General features: G+C 41.0%; 17 protein-coding genes. 7 read left to right on the top strand and 10 right to left on the bottom strand.

All coding sequences use genetic code 11. The annotated features are described in order from the left end of the window. Nucleotides 1-3 precede the first annotated feature (3 nt). The 4 genes from msrB (NXR94_RS11710) to NXR94_RS11695 all read right to left on the bottom strand — a co-directional run bounded on the left by msrB (NXR94_RS11710) (nucleotide 4) and on the right by NXR94_RS11695 (nucleotide 3129). Entirely contained in the window at nucleotides 4-474 is a 471-nt protein-coding gene (msrB, locus tag NXR94_RS11710) for a peptide-methionine (R)-S-oxide reductase MsrB (RefSeq protein WP_258104819.1), read from the bottom strand. 44 nt (nucleotides 475-518) lie between these two features. After that, on the bottom strand, nucleotides 519-1715 hold the full coding sequence (lhgO, locus tag NXR94_RS11705; RefSeq protein WP_258104818.1) for an L-2-hydroxyglutarate oxidase: 1197 nt from the start codon (nucleotides 1713-1715) through the stop codon (nucleotides 519-521). 64 nt (nucleotides 1716-1779) lie between these two features. Next, nucleotides 1780-2172 (bottom strand): peptide-methionine (R)-S-oxide reductase MsrB, encoded by a 393-nt coding sequence (msrB, locus tag NXR94_RS11700; RefSeq protein ID WP_258104817.1) that lies wholly within the window; start codon nucleotides 2170-2172, stop codon nucleotides 1780-1782. 102 nt (nucleotides 2173-2274) lie between these two features. Further along, nucleotides 2275-3129, bottom strand: a complete 855-nt coding sequence (locus NXR94_RS11695; RefSeq protein ID WP_258104816.1) for a hypothetical protein — start codon at nucleotides 3127-3129, stop codon at nucleotides 2275-2277. 346 nt (nucleotides 3130-3475) lie between these two features. On the opposite strand from NXR94_RS11695, the gene NXR94_RS11690 reads away from it, so the two are divergent. Genes NXR94_RS11690 through NXR94_RS11680 form a run of 3 tightly spaced genes read left to right on the top strand, consistent with a single transcriptional unit; the run spans nucleotide 3476 to nucleotide 9262 of the window. After that, nucleotides 3476-4657, top strand: coding sequence for an efflux RND transporter periplasmic adaptor subunit (locus tag NXR94_RS11690; RefSeq protein ID WP_258104815.1), 1182 nt, complete (start codon nucleotides 3476-3478; stop codon nucleotides 4655-4657). A gap of 11 nt (nucleotides 4658-4668) precedes the next feature. Then, entirely contained in the window at nucleotides 4669-7869 is a 3201-nt protein-coding gene (locus tag NXR94_RS11685) for an efflux RND transporter permease subunit (protein WP_258104814.1), read from the top strand. Continuing rightward, nucleotides 7847-9262 (top strand): TolC family protein, encoded by a 1416-nt coding sequence (locus NXR94_RS11680; RefSeq protein ID WP_258104813.1) that lies wholly within the window; start codon nucleotides 7847-7849, stop codon nucleotides 9260-9262. Before NXR94_RS11685 ends, NXR94_RS11680 begins: the two co-directional genes overlap by 23 nt. On the opposite strand, the gene dacB is transcribed toward NXR94_RS11680, so the two are convergent. Further along, nucleotides 9256-10569, bottom strand: a complete 1314-nt coding sequence (gene dacB, locus NXR94_RS11675) for a D-alanyl-D-alanine carboxypeptidase/D-alanyl-D-alanine-endopeptidase (protein WP_258104812.1) — start codon at nucleotides 10567-10569, stop codon at nucleotides 9256-9258. The two genes, NXR94_RS11680 and dacB, sit on opposite strands and share 7 nt — an antisense overlap. Nucleotides 10570-10700: 131 nt before the next feature. Between dacB and NXR94_RS11670 the strand changes: the two genes are divergently transcribed. Both NXR94_RS11670 and NXR94_RS11665 read left to right on the top strand, forming a co-directional pair. Beyond that, the gene (locus NXR94_RS11670) at nucleotides 10701-11993 is read left to right on the top strand and encodes a sodium:proton antiporter (RefSeq protein WP_258104811.1); all 1293 of its coding nucleotides are present in this window, start codon (nucleotides 10701-10703) and stop codon (nucleotides 11991-11993) included. 48 nt (nucleotides 11994-12041) lie between these two features. Next, nucleotides 12042-12674 (top strand): GPP34 family phosphoprotein, encoded by a 633-nt coding sequence (locus NXR94_RS11665; RefSeq protein ID WP_258104810.1) that lies wholly within the window; start codon nucleotides 12042-12044, stop codon nucleotides 12672-12674. Between the two features lie 57 nt (nucleotides 12675-12731). On the opposite strand, the gene NXR94_RS11660 is transcribed toward NXR94_RS11665, so the two are convergent. Both NXR94_RS11660 and NXR94_RS11655 read right to left on the bottom strand, forming a co-directional pair. Then, nucleotides 12732-13196, bottom strand: a complete 465-nt coding sequence (locus NXR94_RS11660; protein ID WP_258104809.1) for a hypothetical protein — start codon at nucleotides 13194-13196, stop codon at nucleotides 12732-12734. 7 nt (nucleotides 13197-13203) lie between these two features. Further along, nucleotides 13204-14283: a TrkA family potassium uptake protein gene (locus NXR94_RS11655; RefSeq protein ID WP_258104808.1), complete on the bottom strand. Its 1080-nt coding sequence runs from the start codon at nucleotides 14281-14283 to the stop codon at nucleotides 13204-13206. A 209-nt stretch (nucleotides 14284-14492) separates the two neighbouring features. Between NXR94_RS11655 and NXR94_RS11650 the strand changes: the two genes are divergently transcribed. Next, complete coding sequence (locus NXR94_RS11650; protein WP_258104807.1) at nucleotides 14493-16274, top strand: glycoside hydrolase family 15 protein; 1782 nt, start codon at nucleotides 14493-14495, stop codon at nucleotides 16272-16274. A 50-nt stretch (nucleotides 16275-16324) separates the two neighbouring features. On the opposite strand, the gene NXR94_RS11645 is transcribed toward NXR94_RS11650, so the two are convergent. From NXR94_RS11645 to NXR94_RS11635, 3 genes are read right to left on the bottom strand one after another with little or no spacing between them, the layout of a single operon-like run. Continuing rightward, nucleotides 16325-18499, bottom strand: coding sequence for a bifunctional alpha,alpha-trehalose-phosphate synthase (UDP-forming)/trehalose-phosphatase (locus NXR94_RS11645; RefSeq protein ID WP_258104806.1), 2175 nt, complete (start codon nucleotides 18497-18499; stop codon nucleotides 16325-16327). A gap of 49 nt (nucleotides 18500-18548) precedes the next feature. Then, complete coding sequence (locus NXR94_RS11640) at nucleotides 18549-19346, bottom strand: 3'-5' exonuclease (RefSeq protein ID WP_258104805.1); 798 nt, start codon at nucleotides 19344-19346, stop codon at nucleotides 18549-18551. Then, nucleotides 19339-19944 carry a hypothetical protein gene (locus NXR94_RS11635; protein WP_258104804.1) on the bottom strand — a complete coding sequence of 202 codons (606 nt, stop codon included), beginning with the start codon at nucleotides 19942-19944 and terminating at the stop codon, nucleotides 19339-19341. The genes NXR94_RS11640 and NXR94_RS11635 overlap by 8 nt, the downstream gene beginning before the upstream one ends. 230 nt (nucleotides 19945-20174) lie before the next feature. Here NXR94_RS11635 and dnaB point away from each other — a divergent pair, with 230 nt between their 5' ends. After that, nucleotides 20175-21710: a replicative DNA helicase gene (gene dnaB / locus NXR94_RS11630; protein WP_258104803.1), complete on the top strand. Its 1536-nt coding sequence runs from the start codon at nucleotides 20175-20177 to the stop codon at nucleotides 21708-21710. Nucleotides 21711-21761: the final 51 nt, after the last annotated feature.

The following is a 21761-nucleotide window of genomic DNA, read 5'->3' as shown; positions in this document are numbered from 1 at the left end:
TTGCTATGGCTTTTCCTCTTCAAACACCAAAGACACTGAGTTGATGCAGTATCTTAATCCGGTAGGCTCAGGACCATCGTTGAAAACATGTCCTAAATGACCACGGCATCTGGCACAGAGAACTTCTACTCTTACCATTCCGTAAGCGTAATCTTTCTCCTCCGCAACATTGAGTTTTTTAATGGGTTCATAGAAGGAAGGCCAGCCCGTTCCTGATTTAAACTTTGTTTCCGAGGAGAAAAGTGGGAGTTTGCAGGCCGCACAGGAATAAGTGCCCGAGGCCTTATTATTCCAGAGTTTACCTGTAAAAGCCCGTTCGGTTCCTTTTTCCCTCAAAACATAATATTCCTCATCGGACAATCGCTCTTTCCATTCGGCGTCGGAAAGGTCCCAGGAAGGATCTGACACATTTTCTGTCTGGGCACAGGCCACAGTCAGAAGACTAAATAATACAAGTGTTAGAATCTGTCTCATAATTACTTCTTTCACCAAGAATAACGATCCTAACCCAAATGTGTTTATGAAAAGCGCTTCAATGCAAGCCCGGCGACATGTTGACCGATCGCTAAAGAAGAGGTAGCGGCCGGAGAGGGGGCATTACCCACATTGATGATTTTTTCCGATTCCAGAATCAGAAAGTCATCAATCAATCCACCATTTCTATCACAAGCCTGTGCACGAACACCAGCTCCTCCTGGTTCGAGATCACTCTTTTGAATGTCAGGCAGAAGTTCCTGAAGGGCTTTTGTGAAGGCAGACTTCGAAAATGAACGGTAGAATTCACCCATCCCCGTTTTCCAGTATTTCGCAGCAACCTTTCTGAATCCTTTCCATCCCAGGCTGCCCATTAGGTCTCCCATGTTGAGGTCTGTGCGTTTGTAACCTTCTCTCTTGAAAGCAAACACCGCATTAGGACCTGCTTCAATACCACCACCAATCATGCGAGTGAAATGGACTCCTAAAAACGGGAATGCAGGATCCGGAACAGGGTAAATCAGGTTTTTGACGAGGTGTTCTTTTTCTTTCTTGATTTTATAGTATTCCCCTCTGAATGGGATAATCCGATAATCAACGGGTACTCCTGTGAGTTTGGCCACTTTGTCAGAAAACAATCCAGAGCAGTTTACCACGAGGCGTGTGATAAGGGTTTGTTTATCTGTTTTGACTTCAATAAATCCATTATTTTCCTTAAAATCAATGACCTTGTTTCCCAGGAATATATCACCATTGAAGTGCTTGATTTTCTCAGCGTATTTGATGGCAACTTCCTTGTAGTCAATAATTCCTGTTTGCGGTACATAGAGCCCCTGAACACCGTTTACATAAGGCTCGTATTCTTTCAATTCTTCTGCGACGAGCTTTTTTATTCCAGTGAGTCCGTTTTCGGTTCCTCTCTGGTAAAGGGTGTTAAGTGCTTCAATCTGGCTGTTTTTTGTCGCAACGACAATTTTCCCACATAATTCGTAAGGGATTTCTTCCTGATCACAAAACCTGATCATTTGATTGTAGCCGTCCACACAATTGCGGGCTTTTAGGCTTCCTGGTTTATAATATAAACCCGAATGGATAACACCACTATTATGTCCTGTTTGGTGCTTGGCCAGAATGTTCTCCTTTTCGACAACTGCCACCCTTAGTTTAGGATTGGCTTCCTTTATTTTTAAAGCAGAGGCCAAACCTACAATACCTCCACCGACAACAACCACATTATACATGCTATTCTGAGTTTGATGCAAATATGTAAAAAAATGTCTTTGGTGGGGAGAGGTTAGATGCCGTTTATGACTTTTTAAATTTTAGTGAAATAGAGTTGACACAGTAGCGGTCGCCTGTGGGTTGGGGGCCGTCGTGAAATACATGGCCTAAATGTCCACCACAATTATTACAGGTGATCTCAGTCCTCGTCATCCCATGAGAAGTATCTAAATGAAATCCAATAGCATCTTTTGACACTGGTGAAAAGAAACTTGGCCAGCCAGACCCTGAATCAAATTTGGTGTCTGAAGTGAACAATGGATGACCACAACCAGCGCATTCATACATTCCTGTTTCTTTATTATTTAAAAGTTCCCCGGTCCATGCTCTCTCGGTGCCCTTTTCTCTGAGAACTCTGTATTCGTCAGGCGTCAACTCGGCTTTCCATTCGTCAGGTGTCTTATCTATTTTGCTCATATACGCTATATCTGTTTTGTATTTAATAAACCTCAAAGGATTTAAATAGTTCTTTCTTTCAATAATCTAAAAGGCGGAATCTCCATCACCTTTATGCTGATTTTAGAATTTTTTGAACCATTGTACAAATGGAATAGGGGCAGGAATTAATTCGTTTTCTGCATAAATGGCAGCAAAGCCAAACTGAAATGCGCTATTATCCTTGAATTGAAGTCGAAGACCCGGAGTAATCAAGGCTATTGTACTTACGTTAAAATCACCTCCTCCTGGATTTGGTACTATGAAGGAATCCACTACAAAGCTCGCATTTCTGGAAATTCGTTTGAGGCCGGCTACAGATAGTAGGGTCTTTCCTTCGCTTTTGCCGTTACTCCAAACCACTCCGTAACCCGCTGTAAAATTGATGTTGTTTTTGCTGGTACCCAGGGTCAGGGCTCCAAAGGGCAGGGCAAGGCCAAACTCAGGGGCTGCCCAAGATCCCGTTCCTAGTAGAGTGCCGAGACCCATATTCAGATTTTCTCCTAACTCAATGGAATATTTTAAAGATCCAATAATGGGTATTCCCACCCAGGATGTCATCACTCCGATACCAAGGTTTTCTCCGACTCCAAATTGAAAGTCGGGTCCCCAGAGATTGAAAATCATGTAACTATCTCCTTTTTTTATTGGCAGTCCATTGGTATTAATAAAATACCGAGTTGAAAACAGTTGTTCCGGAATGAACTTACCCGAGGTTGAAAGATCTCCAGGTTTAGCTTCTCGTATTTCCTTGACCTCATATTTTGGAATTATTACTTCACCTCGATCCTGGGTAGAAATCAGAATTTCCTTAGGGTCTTGTTTAAGGATTCTTCCTACGAACTCGCCACCACTGTTTGTGATGATGATGAATATCTTATTATTACCATCAAGCTGCGTGGAATCAGTCTGAGCTATCGCCGAACTGGTGACAACCATTAAAATGACTGGGATTATATACTTTATTGTACTTAAGTGCGTCATAACCGTTATGATGTGAATGCTAGCTATTTACGATTTTTTTTATCTCAGGTAAAATAATTCTTCAAGAATATTTTTGCCGTGCTTGCAGCTCATCGACACATCAATTTTACCTATGCACATTATATGACATGGACAGTCTAACCAATAAAATGGCCGAGGTCTTGCTTTTCCATTTACCCGAATGAGGTCATCAGTTATTTGGACCGTTTGTCTTTCGATTATCATAATTAATCGGAAAAATTGAAACTTAAAACCCATAATTCCATTTAAGTAGACATAATCTTCCAACCCGATCATTTTAATGAACAAACGTCAAATTACTATTCTTGGGACGGCATTGCTTATTCTTGGAGGGGCAATTGGTCTTAGTTTTTTATTTGCCAGCCTCAAAGAAGAACCCAGTCTTAAGAAAACTTCTGTATCTAAAAAGTATGTCAAAACCGAATCGGTGAATTACGGGGACATCAAGACTACTGTCACAGCATTTGGGCGGGTCCAGTCATCTCAGACTCTGGATTTATTATCAGAAGTTGCAGGGAGGATGTATCAGGGAAATGTATTGTTAAAGGAAGGTCAAAGGTTTAGAAAAGGGGATCTACTTTTCTACATTGATGACAAAGAGGCTGCTTTAAACCTGAAATCTCAAAAGAGTAGTTTTCTCAAAGATCTGGCGGCAATTTTACCTGATATAAAACTGGACTATTCGGAAAGTTTTGATCAGTGGAATGAATATTTCAATTCCATTAATATTGATAAAGCCTTACCTGAATTGCCCGAAACATTAAGTAACAAGGAGAAGACCTTTTTAGCAACCAAAGGCATCTATTCTACTTATTATACAATTAAAAGTTCGGAAGTAAGACTGCGAAAGCATAGATACTATGCTCCTTTCAATGGTAGTATAACTAACGTGGTAATTGAATCAGGGGCCTATGTTGGTCCGGGTAACAAGATTGGGACGATCTTAAGAACCGGGGCGCTTGAGTTGAAAGTGGCCGTTGAAACAAGAGATATTCCATGGATTACTCTGGGGTCGGAAGTCGTTGTAAGTTCTGAGGAAACCCAACAGCAATTTCAAGGTGAGGTTGTTCGCATCAGTGATTTCGTAAATCAAAATACTCAGTCAGTAGACGTATATGTTCAGATAGCGCCATCCAGGACTAAAATCTATGATGGACAATTTCTTCAAGCTTCAATTCCGGCGAGGACTATTGCAGGGGGGATGATTATTCCAAGGAATGTGCTTTATAATGGCAATGAGGTCTTTGTTTTAGAGGATACACTTCTTAAAGTGACAGAGGTAAAAATTCACCGTTTGATGGAAGAGGAGGCTATTATTTCCGGAGTGGATGAAGGAAAAGATATCGTAGTTGAGCCGCTATCCAACGCTCATAACAACATGGTCGCCTACAAGCTGGACAAAAGAGAGATTGATTATGGGAGCAAAGCTTCAGGTAACACTTCACAGGCTGTCGGCAATTAAATATTTGGCTTATGATCAAGAATGTAGTAGCGCATTTTGTTAAGCATCCTATACTGGCGAATATTCTGATTGCGCTAACGCTGCTGGCTGGAATTATCAGCATTCTAAGTACCAAAAAATCCTTTTTTCCGATTTCGAAGGACAGAAATATCTTGATAACCGTCTCTTATCCGGGAGCATCTCCCGAGGAAATGGAAGAGGGTGTCACAACGAAAATAGAAGAAGCGATCAATACCATTTCGGGTATTGATGAGCTCAATTCAACTTCCTCAGAAAATGTTACTTCCATTGACATCCTCACACTGGATAACTATGATATTGATGAAGTCTACACCGAAGTCAAAAATGCGGTTGATGGTATTTCTGAGTTTCCGGAAGGGGCCGAAAAGCCAATAATATTTAAGCAGAAGCAACGATCAACAGCACAGTGGTTGGGTATAACCGGAGACGTCAGTCTCAAAACGATGAAGGAATATGCCGAGTCGATAGAAGATGATTTACTAGCTACAGGCGTGATTAGCCAGGTGACCATCCATGGCTACCCGGATTTGGAAATATCCATTGAAGTCACGGAAGAGGACCTTCGTCGCTACAATCTTACGTTCGATCAGGTGGTTGCAGCCGTGCGCTCCAATAATAGGGACATCTCTGCAGGATCCGTGAAATCTACTACAGAGGAGATTTTGATCAGGTCACGATCCAAGGAGACCGATGCCGACAGGATAGGAGATATTGTGCTTCGAAGCAATCCGGATGGCAGCTATTTGTTGGTAAGAGACGTGGCAACTGTTAAAGAGCAGTTTCAGGATGTTCCTTCACAAGCCAAATTAAATGGAAAGCCTGCTGTTTGGATTCAGGTGAGAAAGCTGGAGCAGGAGGATTTGACTGAAATATCAGTTGCTGTAGAGAATTATGTTAAGGAATTTAATGAGCGAAATGAAGCGGTTGAATTAAGAACTACCTGGGATTTTAATGATCTGCTAACTCAGAGGTTAAACATGCTTACCACTAATGGGATGGTAGGGCTCATACTTGTTCTGATTTCTTTAGGGCTTTTCCTGAGTCTGAGACTGTCCTTTTGGGTAGCCTGGGGCATTCCTTCGTCCTTTTTGGGGATGTTCATTCTGGGTACTATGGTGGGATTGACCGTCAACATGATTTCGCTTTTCGGGATGATCCTCGTTATTGGAATTTTGGTCGACGACGGTATCGTAATAGCGGAGAACATTTTCTCCCATTTTGAAAAGCATGGAAACCCGGTAAAGGCTGCAGTTCATGGAACCATGGAGGTATTACCAGCAGTCTTTACTTCTGTAACCACTACCATTGTAGCTTTCCTACCATTGTTGTTCCTGACAGGAGGGTTTGAGTTTCTTCGGGAAATGGCCTTTGTTGTCATTTTCTGTTTGGGGTTTTCCTTGCTTGAGGCCTTTTTTATATTACCGGCGCACCTGGCAAGTAAAAGAGTGCTTAGTATCAAAGCAGAAGATACTCGCAGCTATAAAATCAGAAAGTTTCTGAACAGTAAAATCGATTATATGCGGGTCAACATCTATGGTCGCATGTTAAAATATTGCATTGATCATAGAGCTATAGCCGTGGCGATACTCGTTGGTTTTTTGGTGATTGTAGTTGGGTTGCTTCGTGGAGGACAGATCAAAGCGACATTTTTCCCTCAAATAGCCTTCAATAGCCTCATTATTGATATATCGTTTATTCCCGGGGAGCGCGAACAGAAAGTTGCTCGTTACCTCGAACGCATAGAAGACGCCATTTGGCGTGTAAACAAGAATATGAAGGAAGAGTTTGATGCTGAAGACGATATCATAAAGTATACGTTTTCAGATGTCGGGTATTCTTCTTCTGGGGAGCAGGGATCTCATGCCGGAAATATTAATATTCAGTTTGATGAGTTAGATCAATACGGGATTAATCAGTTTGATCTAATAGAGCGGTTACGCAAGGAAATTGGTCCAATTCCCGAAGCAGATAAATTTACTATCGGAGGTCGCAATAGATGGGGAAAACCTGTTGCCGTGATGCTCATGGGTAAAGATTATGATGAGCTGAATGAAGCCAAAGTATACCTCAAGGATCAACTGGAGAAGGTATCGGAATTGAAGGAAATTCAGGATAATGTGCCCATTGGTCGTAGGGAGATGTTATTTGAGCTTAGACCTGAGGCGTACTTTTTAGGTTTAACGCACAGTGATATCACTCGCCAGATGCGTCAGGGATTTTTTGGTGAGGAGGTTCAAAGGTTCATGCGAGGAAATGATGAATTGAAAGTTTGGGTCAGGTATCCTGAGAGTGGAAGGAAAAGCATTGGTCAATTGGAGGATCTAAGGGTAAAAACAGCCTCTGGTCAGGAATTTCCCCTTGGGCAACTTGCTGATTACAGAATTGAGCGAGGTGTCACTGATATTAAACATTATAATTCGTCCAGGTCTGTTACCGTGGAAGCTGAAATGACAGACCCCTTTGGTGAAGTCCCACCTGTTTTGGAGAAGATCAGAAATGACATCATACCCCAGCTTCAGGCTAAATATCCTTCAGTGAAAGTGGATTATGGGGGCCAGTCTAAAGAAAGTGCGAGGGCAGGAAATGAAATAGGACTCTTTTTTGGCGGTGCTTTTGTGCTCATTTTCTTTATTCTAATGATCACTTTCCGTTCGTTTTATCAAGCGTTAATGATCATTCTATTGATTCCGCTAGGGTGGTTTGGGGCCATTTTTGGCCATGGAATTGAATCATGGGTGAGCATGAGAGAACTCCCCGTGTCACTTTTGAGTGTTTGGGGAATGGTGGCGCTTTCTGGTGTGATTATTAATGATGCAGTGGTGTTTCTGTCAAAGTTTAATTCATTAGTGGCAGAAGGTATTCCTGTCAAGGAAGCCGCCTTCGAAGCAGGTCAGGCCAGGTTCAGAGCTATTGTTTTAACCTCATTGACTACTGTTTTGGGATTGTTCCCATTAATTAAAGAGACCAGCTTTCAGGCCCAGTTTCTTGTTCCAATGGCGATATCAGTGGCTTATGGTGTGCTTATTGGGACGTTTATTATTCTGTTGTTTTTCCCCGTAATGATCCTGCTTTTCAACGATTGGAGAAGATCTCTGAAATGGCTTTGGACAGGTAAAAAACCTACAAGGGAAGAAGTAGAAGCTATCATTTTGCAAGAAGGAAGACTCAATGAATATAAAGAATCCGCTTAACTATACTGCGTTGAAGAGGGGGGTGTTACTGTCATTTATATTAGTTGCTAATATGAATGTGGTGTTTGGTCAGGAGCCATTATCACTTTCAGATGCAATCGCGATATCATTGGATGAAAACTATGGTATTCAAATCCAGGAGAAACAGAACATTATCGCTAAAAACAATAATGCATGGGGTGAAACTGGGTTATTACCTACTATTACATTGCAACTTCAAAGTCAAAATAGCCGGAGAAATCAGTCCTCTGATAATCTGTTTTTTGGCGGTCAGCTTTTCCCAGGATTTGAGCTAAATGATCAGCGTACCTACAACCTGGTACCGTCTGCCCAGGTAAATTGGACCATATTTCAAGGTGGCAAGGCAATATTGACCAAACGACGTTTGGAGCAGATGGAGGCTGAGTCCATGCAAAATGCCGAGGTGGTGGTGTCAAATACCATTCAATCGGTAATTCTGGCTTATTACATAGCGGTGCTGGAAAAGCAGAGACTGAAGGTTTATGAAAAACAGATGAACTTAAGTGCGGATCGATTTGAATACTTACGGACAAAATTTGAAATAGGAGGTGCTGCAAGTACGGATGTAATGCTGGAGGAGGGGAATTACCTGACTGATTCGGTCAACATCATAAATCAAGGATTAATATATCATAATGCCATTAGAAATTTGAATGTGCTCATGGTGAATGATAATCTGAATCAGGATTATGAGCTTACTGACAGTCTGGTATTCGAAGATCAAAACTACAACTATGATCAGTTGGAGGGACGTATGCTAAGTGAAAATGTTGACCTTAAAAAGATTTATGTCTCTCAGTCAATTTTGGAGCTGGAGGTTAAACGCAATCAAGCGGACCTCTATCCTAAGCTGAATTTTAATGGAGGTTATGAGTGGAATAGAAATAAATCCGATTTGACCAGCGCTGAGTATTCCGGACCAAACACTTCCTACCAAAACCCACCCGATCCACTCATTTCAAAGACGGGAACCTACTTCGCAAATTTTACGCTCTCATTTAATCTTTACAATGGTGGGCGGGTAAATCGCGCGATTAGGAATAGTGTGGTTTCTGAAGATATTGGGAATTTACAGATTGACCAGCTCAAGCAGTCACTGACCCAGGACCTTATGGAAGCATTCGAAAGATATGAGATCAGAAAGAAAATTTATATGATTAATGCTCGTAAAGAAAAAGTAGCTGAGACCAACTTAAATGTGTCAAATGAAAAGTTTAAGAATGGATCTATTAACTCATTTGATTTTAGGGTAGTTCAGAATAATTATTTGGCTGCATCATCTCAAAAACTAGAGGCACTTTACCTTCTCAAGGAATCCAGGGTAGAATTGATGAGGCTTACTGGTGGCATTGTTAGTTCACACGATCAATAGCGATCCCTGATCTGAAGAAGTATCCTTTCCATTTCCATTTTCACCGTGTAGCTTGATGTCAGGTGATGGTTATTCATGAAGCTAAAAATTAGAATCTTTCCGGATTGAGTCTTGATGTATCCACTTAGGTTATGATTATTACTTAGGGTGCCAGTTTTCGCGTATATGTAGGGTTGGGGTGCGGCATAGTAGTTCTTCAATGTGCCCGAAACTCCTCCAATTGGGAAAATATCTTGAATGGTGGCCCAAGATGTCTGATCGTAAATTTGATTTAAAATAGCCACCAGATTTCTGGGTGTTATGAGATTGTAGCGTGACAGACCGGACCCGTCTTCCCAGCGCATAGGGTCTGGAAGAAATGACTTCCATTTATTCTGAAGTTCAACCCTGTAATCGTCTAGATTCGGTTCATTATGAATTAATGCACATTGTATGAGCAATTGTTCTGCAAGGAAATTATCACTAGGAATCATCATTTTAGAGATGACTTCCCGAGTAGGTTGACTAAAAAGGGTGTCCGAAGCCTCTGGTATTGCATCACAAAAACTGACCTGAGTCTGTAGCGTGTCCTGCATTAATTGAGTCAAAAGCTCATTTGAATAAGTAAAAGGTATTTTTCTTTCATAAGTCCTTACTTCATTTGAAATCCAGGCATTGAAAATATTGTGCTGGAGATCTCTCTGGATGTAGCTTTTCGATCCATTTTCCTTTTGTACCTGTGTATAGTTTGTAAAGAACCGTGGTTCTAATTGGGTGACATCGTCATTCAGACTATCATTAAAAATTCTTAGGCTATTTCCATAAATCGGCATCCAGGTACGCTCGGCCTGATAGCTATATTCATAATCATCCCATGCCCAACCGGGGCCATATTTTTTGATTGGTTCTGCTGGAAGTTTAATGATAAGTTTTTTTTGGTATAGAAGGTCTATTGCAGGTTGAACGGGAAATTCAGGATGAAGAAAGGTTGGATCAGCCATTGGCCGGAGGTAAATGGTATCACCTTCTTGTCTGTAAGTAAAGGAGGCAATTGAGTCTCCTAGTTCGGAGAGACAGGCGAAGGCTGTTAGAATTTTCGTGTTCGAGGCAGGAGTAAAGTAAAGATGATCATTATAATGACATAGGAATTCCTTATTTGTTGGGTCAAATAGAGAGAATCCGGTAAATTGATTCTTAAGGAGTTCTGAGTTTGTTATTTCCTTGGAAATCTTTCTGTTGGCAACGTTTTGTTTGATGTTTTGGCAAGACTGAAGTGCTAAAATCAAAAAACAGCTCAACATTAGATTTCGAATGAAGAATTTGATCATTTGTTAACACATTTTTGGTAAAAATAGGAGCAATTACATTCTCACAGACCCCCTAACTTTTTATTCAATCAATTTTGTATTTATTTTAGGTTTCCTAAAGTGGTAATAATAAAACCTATTCAAAATCGCCGATGAGTATTCTTGACCTAATCACCTTGCTGATCTTCATGGCAGCAGTTTTCACGCTGATCAATATAACTGTATTACGACTTCCATCTACCATTGGTCTCATGGCGATTGCCCTGATGATGTCTGTGGTGATTTTGGCATTGGGATGGATATTTCCTGCTGTCACGGGAGGAGCGGAACATATTGTTGAAGAATTTGATTTTAAGGAGGTCCTACTTGGAGTGATGCTGAACTTCCTGCTCTTTGCCGGGGCGCTTTCAGTAAACCTGAAGACATTGCTGGAAGAGAAATGGCCTGTGCTAATACTGGCAACTGTTGGGACGTTGATGTCTACATTTATTGTCGGCTATCTGGTTTATTTCATTTTCCCAATGATTGGGGTAGAAATTGACTTGATCTACTGTTTATTATTTGGGGCATTGATCTCACCAACTGATCCGATTGCTGTTTTGGCTCTGGTTAAGGAGTTTGCGATTTCTAAGAAACTTGAAATAAAAATTGCCGGTGAATCTTTATTCAATGATGGTGTTGGGGTAGTAATCTTTCTTACCATCTTAAGCATCGCGCAGGCACAGTTTGGTGGTGCTGAAGCAGCAGGCCATGGAGGTCATGGCGGAGGAGAAGTTGGCGCCGCTTTTATATTAGAGATATTCGGTCAGGAAGTGATTCTGGGCCTTTTGATGGGAGCAGTATTCGGGTTTCTGGGATTCAAACTTCTGGACTTTATTGATAATGACCATGTAGAACTTGAGGTACTGGTGACCTTGACTTTGGTAATGGTCGGTGGAAGAATAGCAGAGTTGCTTCATGTATCTGGTCCTTTGGCTATGGTGGTTATGGGACTCTTCATTGGGAACGAGGGAAGAGATGAAAGGCTTGCAAATGCTACCGGAGAATATGTTTTTAAATTCTGGCATTTGCTGGATGAGGCTCTTAATGCGATTCTATTCATCCTTGTAGGATTGGAAATGATTGTGATAGCGAATTCTTTTTCTATTCATAGTATTTTGATTGGAGTGACGGGGATTTTGATTGTTCTAACAGCCAGGTTTATAGGTGTGTCCGTCCCGGTTACGATTATGAGATTTTTTAGAACCTTTGAGCCAAAAACGATTGCTATTTTGACATGGGGAGGATTAAGAGGAGGTATCTCCGTAGCATTGGCCTTATCCGTGTCAGAGCATGAATGGATTGAACAAGGAGTACAGGAAACTATTTTATTTGCCACCTACTGTTGTGTGGTCTTCTCTATATTGGTGCAGGGTATGACCATATCTTTTTTATTAAAAGACTAAATTGCGCGAAATACTCAAAACGTTTTAAACCTGTTATAAACATTTCATATGAAATTAACTATTGCAGAAGGACTGTATCTCATTGCGCTTGATGACGAAGAAGGTAGGTTGTTGTCTGCAGCAGAAAAAAGCATAGATGCTGGTTTGCTGAGCGCTATGGTTTTGGAGCTGTCTTTGTTGAAAAAGATCTCCCTTGAAGATGCCAAAATCAAGGTAAATGATACCACCGGGGTGGGTAATATTGTCATGGATAAGGTGCTTCAGAAGTTGAAAACCGGAGCTCCTTTCATTGATCAGATTGAGAGCCTTGTAGGACAGTTTCCAAATATTCAGGAAGACCTGATCAACTTGCTCTTGCAAAGAGGTATTTTGCAAAAAGAGGCTACCAAACTTTTATGGATTCCATTGTCCGAAAGGATGGATAATGCGAATTATGCCTTTGAGCAGGAAATCAGAGATGCTCTTAAGGCAATTGTATTCAAGAATGCAAAGCCAACTCCATCATTCGTAATATTAATGTCTTTAATATTTGATTGTCACATTCTGAATGAAGTTTTCAAAGATGAAGACGAGCTGATAGATGCGGTAAAAGTGGCAAAGGATATTGTGAACTCTCCGGTAATTGATCCGGCTACCTCGGCAGTTTTGAAAATTTTGAGGACTTATTTTACAGGCAAGTAAAACGTGTCCTCTACTTGAATGAATAAAAAAAAGCCCTATTTGTAAGGGCTTTTTGCTTTACTTGTCCTGCGAATTCTCTTTGGATTCCTCAGAAAGGGAAGACTTACCGCTTAGGTCCTTTCCTTCTAACTTTAGAAACTCTGAAGATTCTTCTTCCAGAAATCTCTCAAACATTTTATCAGACCGGTACCTGACTTCCCTGAGTGATTGACCGGTTATTGCAGAAAGAACTTCATTTTGCTGTTCTTTGATGGTCTTCAGAAGTGAAATAACGGTGTCCTGCTTTTCCATGAGCTTGTTCGCTCTAAAAGCCATGAAACCAAACCCTTCATGTGGGTTATTGTTGTCTTTTTCCAGAATAAGATATTCAATCCCATCTACGGTGACTTTATCAAAGTGAAAGCTGATTTCCTCATGGATTTCACGAGGCTTAAACGCCTCGCCTTCAGTCAGGTCTTTGTTTTCACAACCTATTAGAAACCCAAGACAGGTTAGGTATGCAATTGGAAGATAATGTCTCATAGTAAAATTATTTTTCTCGAATGAGTCCTTCATCCACACCGAATATTTTTCTTACCAGTTTGAAGGATTTTCCGTTTAGCAGAATGATCAGGTAGTCACCGGTCGATATTTTCAGGTCGCCTAGGGGGTTTTTGATCAGCTTTTTGTTACCGAATTTATCACGTTTGGTAATTCCTATTAGGACCGCATTGTATCTTCTTTTGAGGTCGTAGAAAGCTTCCTGGTAAGCCTTTCCAAGATATGGGTTACTGGTAGTGACAAAGAACTGCTTGATGTCGTAGTCTGAATCTTCATCTGCAAAGGACATAATTGATTCACTATAATTTGCTACGTCGGGCTCAAACATGTAAGAGGCGAGAAGTTTGGATGATATTTCGTGTTTGGAAATGGTATTTGTTACACCAGCGCTAATGAAAGTGTTTTTAAGGTCTCCATTATCAAGGGTTACAACATATTCGAGATTGGGAAAGGCCTTTTTAAGACTAAGGATATAAACGAGCTTTTCTGTATCGTTATCTAAATTGACAAAGACTATGGAAGATTTTTGAATGTTAGACTTTCTAAGCTGCTCCATGTTATTGAAGTCGCTATAAAGTACAAATACATCTTTGGCTTTTTGTTCTTCGTGTATAAAATCAATATCGCTTTTATTGTTCGTGATGATGGCAACCCGCTTGCCTACACCTATAAGTTGATTTAAAACGAGCTTACCAAACTCATTCCATCCAATAATAACTGCGTGATCTTCCATGGTTGTTCCGTTGTATCCTAGTTTTCTATTCTCTTTTATCGTTGATATCAATGAGGAAAATTGCCCTATAAGCACACCATAAATACCCATGCTGATCAACACGAAAATGAAGGCGATATATCTTCCATATTCCGTTGCTGGTACCAGATCACCATAACCTACTGTTGTTAATGTTACAATAGAGTACCAGATCGCATCGCGATAGTTCGTAATAGATGCCTGGGTGCTCCCTTCTTCAACCCGAACAAGGAGTGTGATGAGTAAAAAGTAAACGAAAAAACCTAAAACAATTCCAAGGAGAATTTTTAAGGTCTTTTTATCAGTGAATTTATTCATGGGCGGGGACTAATAACACCAAATATAGTAATAAGGATATAAAAGATACATTTAGAAATCAACTGTTCTTTCTGTAATAATTCTCCCATACGTTTCTTTATCATTGATTTAAGAAATCGCACCATTTTGGTTGCAAATTTTTAAACTTTCATTGAAATTCCTACAATATTCATAATATCTTAGGGCTTTGCTTATTTAATGATACACCTATGAGACATACTTACGATTTTGGCGTAATCGGAAACTGCGCATATACAGCCCATGTACACACTGATACCAATGTATCATGGATGTGTTGGCCAAGATTTGACAGTAGTTTCATATTTGGTCGTATGCTAGATGAGGAAAAGGGTGGGGAGTTTTCCATTAAGCCTATAGAAAAAGACTTCAAGTCCAGGCAATACTACATTGAGAATACCAATATACTATGCACCGAAGTAGAAACATCTACTGGTAAATATCGTGTTACTGATTTTGCTCCTCGTTTTTATCAAACGGATAGGTACTATAAACCCTTAATGTTTATTAGAAAGGTCGAAAGCCTGGGAGGCAACCCGAGGTTAGTAGCTAGATGTAGACCGGTAGGGGACTATGGTTATATCAAGCCTGAGTCAAGCATGGGGAGTAATCATATCCGATACCTTGGATTAGGGGCTCATGTCAGGTTGACCACCAATATCTCGCTAAATTATGTACTTCATGAAGAAAGCTTTGTGCTGAACGAAACCAAGTACCTGGTGTTTACCTATGGTCCTCCGTTGGAGGCAGGGCTGGAGGAGACCTCCGAGATATTCTTGAATAAAACCAAACAATACTGGAGAAACTGGGTGAAAACAGCCAGCATTGTGAACTTCTATCAAAGGGAGGCGATACGCTCTGCATTGATCCTGAAGATTCATCAATATGAAGATACGGGAGCTATTGTAGCAGCTACAACGACCAGTTTGCCGGAATCTCCCGGAAGCACCAGGAATTGGGATTACAGGTACTGTTGGATGCGGGATACTTACTATACCTTGAATGCCTTCAATAACATCGGTCACTTTGAGGAGTCTGAAAAATACTTCCATTACATACTCAATACTACCATAGAAGAGTCTGACAGGTATCAACCTCTCTATGGAATTACCGGGAAGAAACTGTTGGATGAGGTTGAGATTCCGTTGGCTGGATATGGTGGAAACGAGAAACCGGTACGAATCGGGAATCAGGCATATACTCACATACAAAACGATGTTTACGGTCAGGTGTTGATTTCCCTACTTCCCCTTTATGAGGATAAGCGGATTATTTTCACGGAAAGGTTTGATTCATCGGATTTGATCAATAAGACCCTCAGTATGATTGAGAAGACATTTGATGAAACGGATGCCGGCCTTTGGGAATTCAGAAACCTTAGTCAACATCATTGCTACACTTATCTGTTTCATTGGGCGGGTAGTAGCGCTGCAGTAAAAATGGCAAAGGTCATTGGAGATACTAAGATGGGAGAGAAGGCTATGAAGCTAAAGGAAAAGTCTGCCAGGATGATTGAGAAATGTTACGTACCATCGAAAAAGGCTTATGCTCAGGCAAAAGGTGTTGATCGCATGGATGCGAGTACCCTTCAGTTGATCATGATGAACTACCTTGACGGTAATACCCAGGCAGCTAAGGATCACTTGATAGGTTTGGAAAAGGAACTTCATGCTAAAGATGGACTATTCTATCGCTACAAACACGTTGATGATTTCGGAGAGCCTGAAACCACCTTCCTCATTTGTGCTTTCTGGTATGTGGAAGCACTTGCTTGTGTGGGGAGAATTGACGAGGCGGTTAAATACTTTGATAATTTGGTTTCATATTCAAACCATGTCGGTTTGCTCAGTGAAGATGTGAAAGCGGTGGACGGCAGTATGTGGGGTAACTTTCCGCAGGCATATAGCCACGTAGGTTTACTGAACGCTGCAAATAGAATAGCCAGAAAGATTGATAAACCAGACTTCCTTTGATAGAGGAGTACTGAAAGGATAAGAAAAGAGCGGTCGTAAGACCGCTCTTTTTATTTTGTTAAGGCTTTAAGAAGTACTCGAATGTCCGTGTATTCCGCTACTCGAAAGTTCGCCGCAGAGGAATTATTTCCGACCTTAACAGTGTAAGCATTCTTTGGCATACTTCTGAAAGTGTCTTCATCTGTCCAGTCGTCGCCACATGCCATGATAAACTCTGATGGATAGTTGTTGATCCATAGTTGAGCCGCTCTTCCTTTGTCAACTTCAGAATTTTTGATTTCAACAACTTTATTCCCTTCCAGAACTTTTAAGTTCTTGTCACCGGTAGCATATTTCAACCTGCTGGTCAATTCGCGTGTTCTCTCTTCTCCCAGACCGGTTTCTACTTTTCGGTAGTGCCAGACCAGCGAGTAATCTTTTTTCTCCACAAAACTTCCCGGTGTACGATTAACATAGCCTTCTAAAACTTTCATGATTTCCGGCTTCCAGTCGTCGGTCAGGGTAGTAATGGTGCGCCATTTTTTCTTTCTTTCTTTGATCCAGACCCCGTGTTCGGCTACTATTTCTATATCAAAAGAGCCGAGCCACGCTTCAAGCGTATCACGTCCTCTTCCGCTGATGACAACAACTCTATTTTTCTTGTCCGTGGTCAGTTTGGTTAGAATGTCAACAAGCTCCTTGTTTGGTTTACATTCCAAAGGATCTGAATTAAATCCTACGAGAGTTCCATCGTAGTCAAGGAAGATAAGTCTTTTCTTAGCTGCCTTATAATCGTTTACAATTTGTTGTTGGTACTGATTGTCTAGTTGCTTAGTTTCCAATGCTTTTTGTTCATTTTTGACGGTAGATAGCCTCTCCATGAAGAGGTTCACCCAATGGTGAATGTTATATCTTTTCAGAGAACGCTGCATGGTTTCCATGTTCGTTTTCTGTTTTGATTCAGGCATTTCTAAGGCCTTTTTGATGGCTTTCACCATCTGTTCGATATTGTTTGGATTGATAAGGATAGCGTCTGACAGCTCTTTACTGGCACCGGCCATTTCGCTGAGAATTAGCACCCCTCTTTTATCCAGTTTGCTGGCGATAAATTCCTTGCACACCAGATTCATTCCATCTCTCATCGGTGTTACCAGAGCTACATCAGCCATACGATAGAAAGCGGACAAGGCTGTTAACGGGAAGGAGCGGTAGAAGTAATGAATAGGAGTCCAGTTCATCCGGCCATAATTACCATTGATCCGGCCTACTAAAAGGTCAATTTCCTCTTTTAACTCTTTGTATTTTCCAACCTGATCCCTTGAAGGAACCACAATCATCAAAAGAGATACTTTCTCTCTAAATGAAGGGTATCTTTCTAAAAACAGTTCGAATGCTTTGAGACGCTGGGGAATCCCTTTAGAATAATCAAGTCGATCGATAGAAAGCATCAACCTGTGATTGCCAATGCCAGTTCTATATCTTACTTCTCGAGAAAGGGTCTCCGGGTGTGAAGCAGCAGACTCATATTTATCATAATCGATACCCATTGGTAGGGCATCCACAAGGATTTTACGATTATCTACATTGATACGACTATTTGAGTTGCCCAATCCTGCCAACCTGTTTACGGAAGACAAGAAGTGTCTCATGTCATCATAAGTATGGAATCCAAGAAAATCGGATCCCAGCATTCCTTTGAGGATTTCCCGACGCCATGGCAATAGCCTGAACGACTCATAGGAAGGGAAGGGGATATGCAAGAAGAAGCCAATGCTTGCTTGAGGAGCAAAATCCCTCACCAGTTGAGGCAATAACAAGAGTTGATAATCGTGTATCCAGACAGTGTCTTCTGGCTCTAAGACCTGAGCAATCTCCTTGGCAAACTTTTTATTTACACGTTGGTAGGCTTTCCACAATTCTTCATTGAAGATGATATATTGATTAAAGTAGTGGAAGTTTGGCCATAAAGTTTCATTACTAAAGCCCTCATAATATTCCTCTATTTCTGTTGGAGTAAGGAATACGGGGCGCATATTTTCTTCTGCCAGATGATTGGTGATGTCCTTTCTGTTTTCCGTGTTAGGAACAGACATTCCAGGCCATCCAATCCATATATTGTCTCCTTCCTTGTAGATGGATCCGAGTCCAGTTGCTAGTCCTCCCTCGCTGGATTTATAGACATATTTCCCTTCTTCCTGGGTGATTTTAACTGGTAGTCGGTTTGAAACAATAATTGTTTTTGGCATATCAATAAGGTTCTGCGAGATTCATTGTCTCGTCTTGAATGAATCGGAATTATCCGAAATTTCTTAATCTGATCTGGGTTAGTTTCCTTTTAGTGTCCAAAGGGAAGTCTCCCTTCATCATCCAGTCATAAAACCCTGGTTCAGCCTTGAGGACATCAGAAACATATTTACCCTTGTGTTTTCCAAAGTTAAATATTTCCTGACCATCGTTGTCAAACACCATTCTTCCGGCCAAATCCACCATTTTTCCATTTGTTAACTGATGGATGACTTGCATGTCGTTTTCAATGATCCCAAGTTTTTCACCCTTTAAATCTGTGAGCTCTTCTCCTTCATATTTTTCAATTTGGGCTTTTAAAACTTCGTAGGTTGCCTGGGTGTCAGCTAATGCGCTATGTGCATTTTCCAGATCCTTTCCACAATAAAACTTGAAAGCAGCCGTAAGGTTTCTCTTCTCCATCATATGGAACAGCTTCTGAGCGTCGATTAATTTCTTTTGAGATACCTCGAAGTCAACATCTGCTCGTAAGAATTCCTCAACCAGCAATGGCACATCGAACTTCAGGATGTTAAACCCGGCAAGATCACAGCCCTCAAGCCATTGTGCTAAGGATTTAGCTACTTGCTTGAAAGTAGCTTCGTCTTTTACATCTTCATCATAAATTCCATGAACAAGGCTTGATTCTAATGGAATAGGAATGGTTGGATTAATTTTTCTGCATTTTTCCTCAACACTTCCATCAGGCATGACCTTAATGAGGGCGATTTCAACAATTCGGTCATGTGATACATTAGTTCCAGTTGTTTCAAGATCGAAAACCACTAATGGGTTTTTCAAATTAAGCATGGGCAAGTGTTTTTAATACAGCGTAAAATTGATCATCTGAGACTCCAATACGGTTGAGCAATGCTTTAGCTGCTGCTGCATGATCCAGGAAGTTTTCGTTGTCGGTGATGACTTCAAATGGATCATTCTTATAAGTGAGTAAATATCCCGAATTGGTTTTTTTCCCTTCCAAGGCGCTAAACTCAATCGCCTTCACATCCTCTCGATCATTTTTCCCAATCATCAGAGATACATTGTCTGATTGATTAAATATAAATGTGCCGGCTTTGGGTAATGTGTTGGCAAGTTTTTCCACTTCACCCACATATGATTCGAAGGAGTCATATCCTTCCGGGGTCTTTTTAGATACTTTGAATAGCACAAGAATATGTGGCTGAAACTGATGAAATAGTGGGGAGCCATCAATAAGCTCATTACCTCCTTTGAGAAAGACTACCGCACTTGAGGCCGGAACAGGGATGCCATTTTCAAGAAAATGAAAAGATTTGCCCGTTGACTCAAGCACCTGTGAAATTAATTTTGATATTTTCTCCAAGCCGTGATTTCCTCCTATTAGGATACGTTGCTTGTTCCTGAGTGCGTTTATATCGATTGTCATAAATTCTTTTGGGTACAAGGTCAAAAATAAAGGAATTTGCAAGGGTGGCAAATTAAAATGCTGTTATCAGAGGCGCTATCATGGAATGAAACTAACTTGAATGACGTTATACCAGCGATGTGGAAAACCACGTTGAAAAGTTGATTGTAATTAACAATCAAAAATTTGAGAGAGTCGACATCGGAATGTTAGGTTTGTAAAGTCATCGCAACATCTTAAACCAAAATAAAATGGAAGGAGGGAATACGTCCCCGATCAGGTTATCTGACAAGAGCAGGAGATTTGGAGTTTCAGAAGCAAGTAGCCAATTAGGGAAAATACCCCCTCAAGCCATTGAGGTAGAAGAAGCCATTCTTGGAGCATTAATGCTCGAACGTGATGCCCTCACCAATGTCATAGAGATACTTAAGCCTGGTAGCTTTTACAAAGATGCCAACAAGGCCATCTTCGAAGCTATCGTTGAGCTTTTCAATAACAGTGATCCGGTCGATATTAAGACCGTCGTTCATCAGCTACGGAAAAATGGCAAGCTGGAATTTGTAGGTGGTGCCTACTATGTATCCGAGCTCACCACGAAGGTTAACTCTTCAGCTAATATTGAGTATCACGCACGTATTGTTGCGGAGCAATCTATCAAAAGGGAGCTGATTCGAATTTCTTCAGAGATTCAAAAGGATGCTTATGAAGATACGGTGGACGTCTTCAAACTGTTGGATAGGGCTGAGCAGGGATTGTTTGAGGTTTCTGAGTCACACATTCGAAAGAATTATGATTCTATGAGCTCGCTTTTGCATCAGGCGATTGAGGAGATAGAAGAGAAGAAAAATAAGAAAGATGGCTTGACTGGGGTGCCAAGTGGATTTTCTGCATTGGATAGAGTCACTTCAGGATGGCAGCCTTCAGATTTGGTCATTATTGCTGCGAGACCAGGTATGGGTAAAACAGCCTTTGTTGTTTCAGCGATGAGAAATGCGGCGGTAGAGTTTGGGAAGCCGGTTGCTTTGTTCTCTCTTGAGATGTCCTCAGTGCAGTTGGTAAACAGGCTGATTTCAGCGGAAGCTGAATTGGAAAGTGAAAAAATCAAAAAAGGTGATCTGGCTGATTATGAGTGGGAGCAATTGCTACATAAAACAGCCAAGATGTCAGAGGCCCCAATATTTATTGATGATACCCCTGGCTTGAGTATTTTGGAGCTTAGGGCCAAATGTCGAAGATTGAAGGCACAACACGGAATTGAAATGGTGATTATTGATTACCTGCAGTTGATGTCAGGAGATACTTCCAAAACGGCTGGTGGTAACCGTGAACAGGAGATCGCGTCAATTTCAAGAGCGTTGAAGGGAATAGCAAAGGAATTGAATGTTCCGGTAATAGCACTTTCACAGTTGAGTAGGGCCGTAGAGACGCGTGGCGGAGACAAACGACCGCAACTATCGGATTTGAGGGAATCAGGTTCTATCGAGCAGGATGCGGATATGGTAATGTTCCTTTATCGACCGGAATACTACGGAATGACCCAGGATGAAAATGGCATGCCATTGAATGGGGTTGGTGAAGTAATCATCGCTAAGCACCGTAATGGTAAACTCGAAAACGTTCAGCTGAAGTTCATTGGTAAGTTTACGAAGTTCGAAGATCTGGATAGTACCATGATGGATACGGGCTATGGCAATTCCTTCCCAGCTTCTAATCAATCCAACTCAGATTTTACGATTACCCTTCCGAGCAAGGCGAATAAGAATGATGACGAGGAGATGCCTTTCTAAATAAAAAAAAATGGGTTTGGAGTTTTAATTTGTGGCAGTGCTATTCAATTT

This window comes from Marinoscillum sp. MHG1-6 (assembly GCF_024714475.1).
Classification (GTDB): domain Bacteria; phylum Bacteroidota; class Bacteroidia; order Cytophagales; family Cyclobacteriaceae; genus JAMZMI01.
The sequence above is the reverse complement of the archived record's forward strand: the minus strand, read 5'-3'. Positions and strand labels throughout refer to the sequence as shown.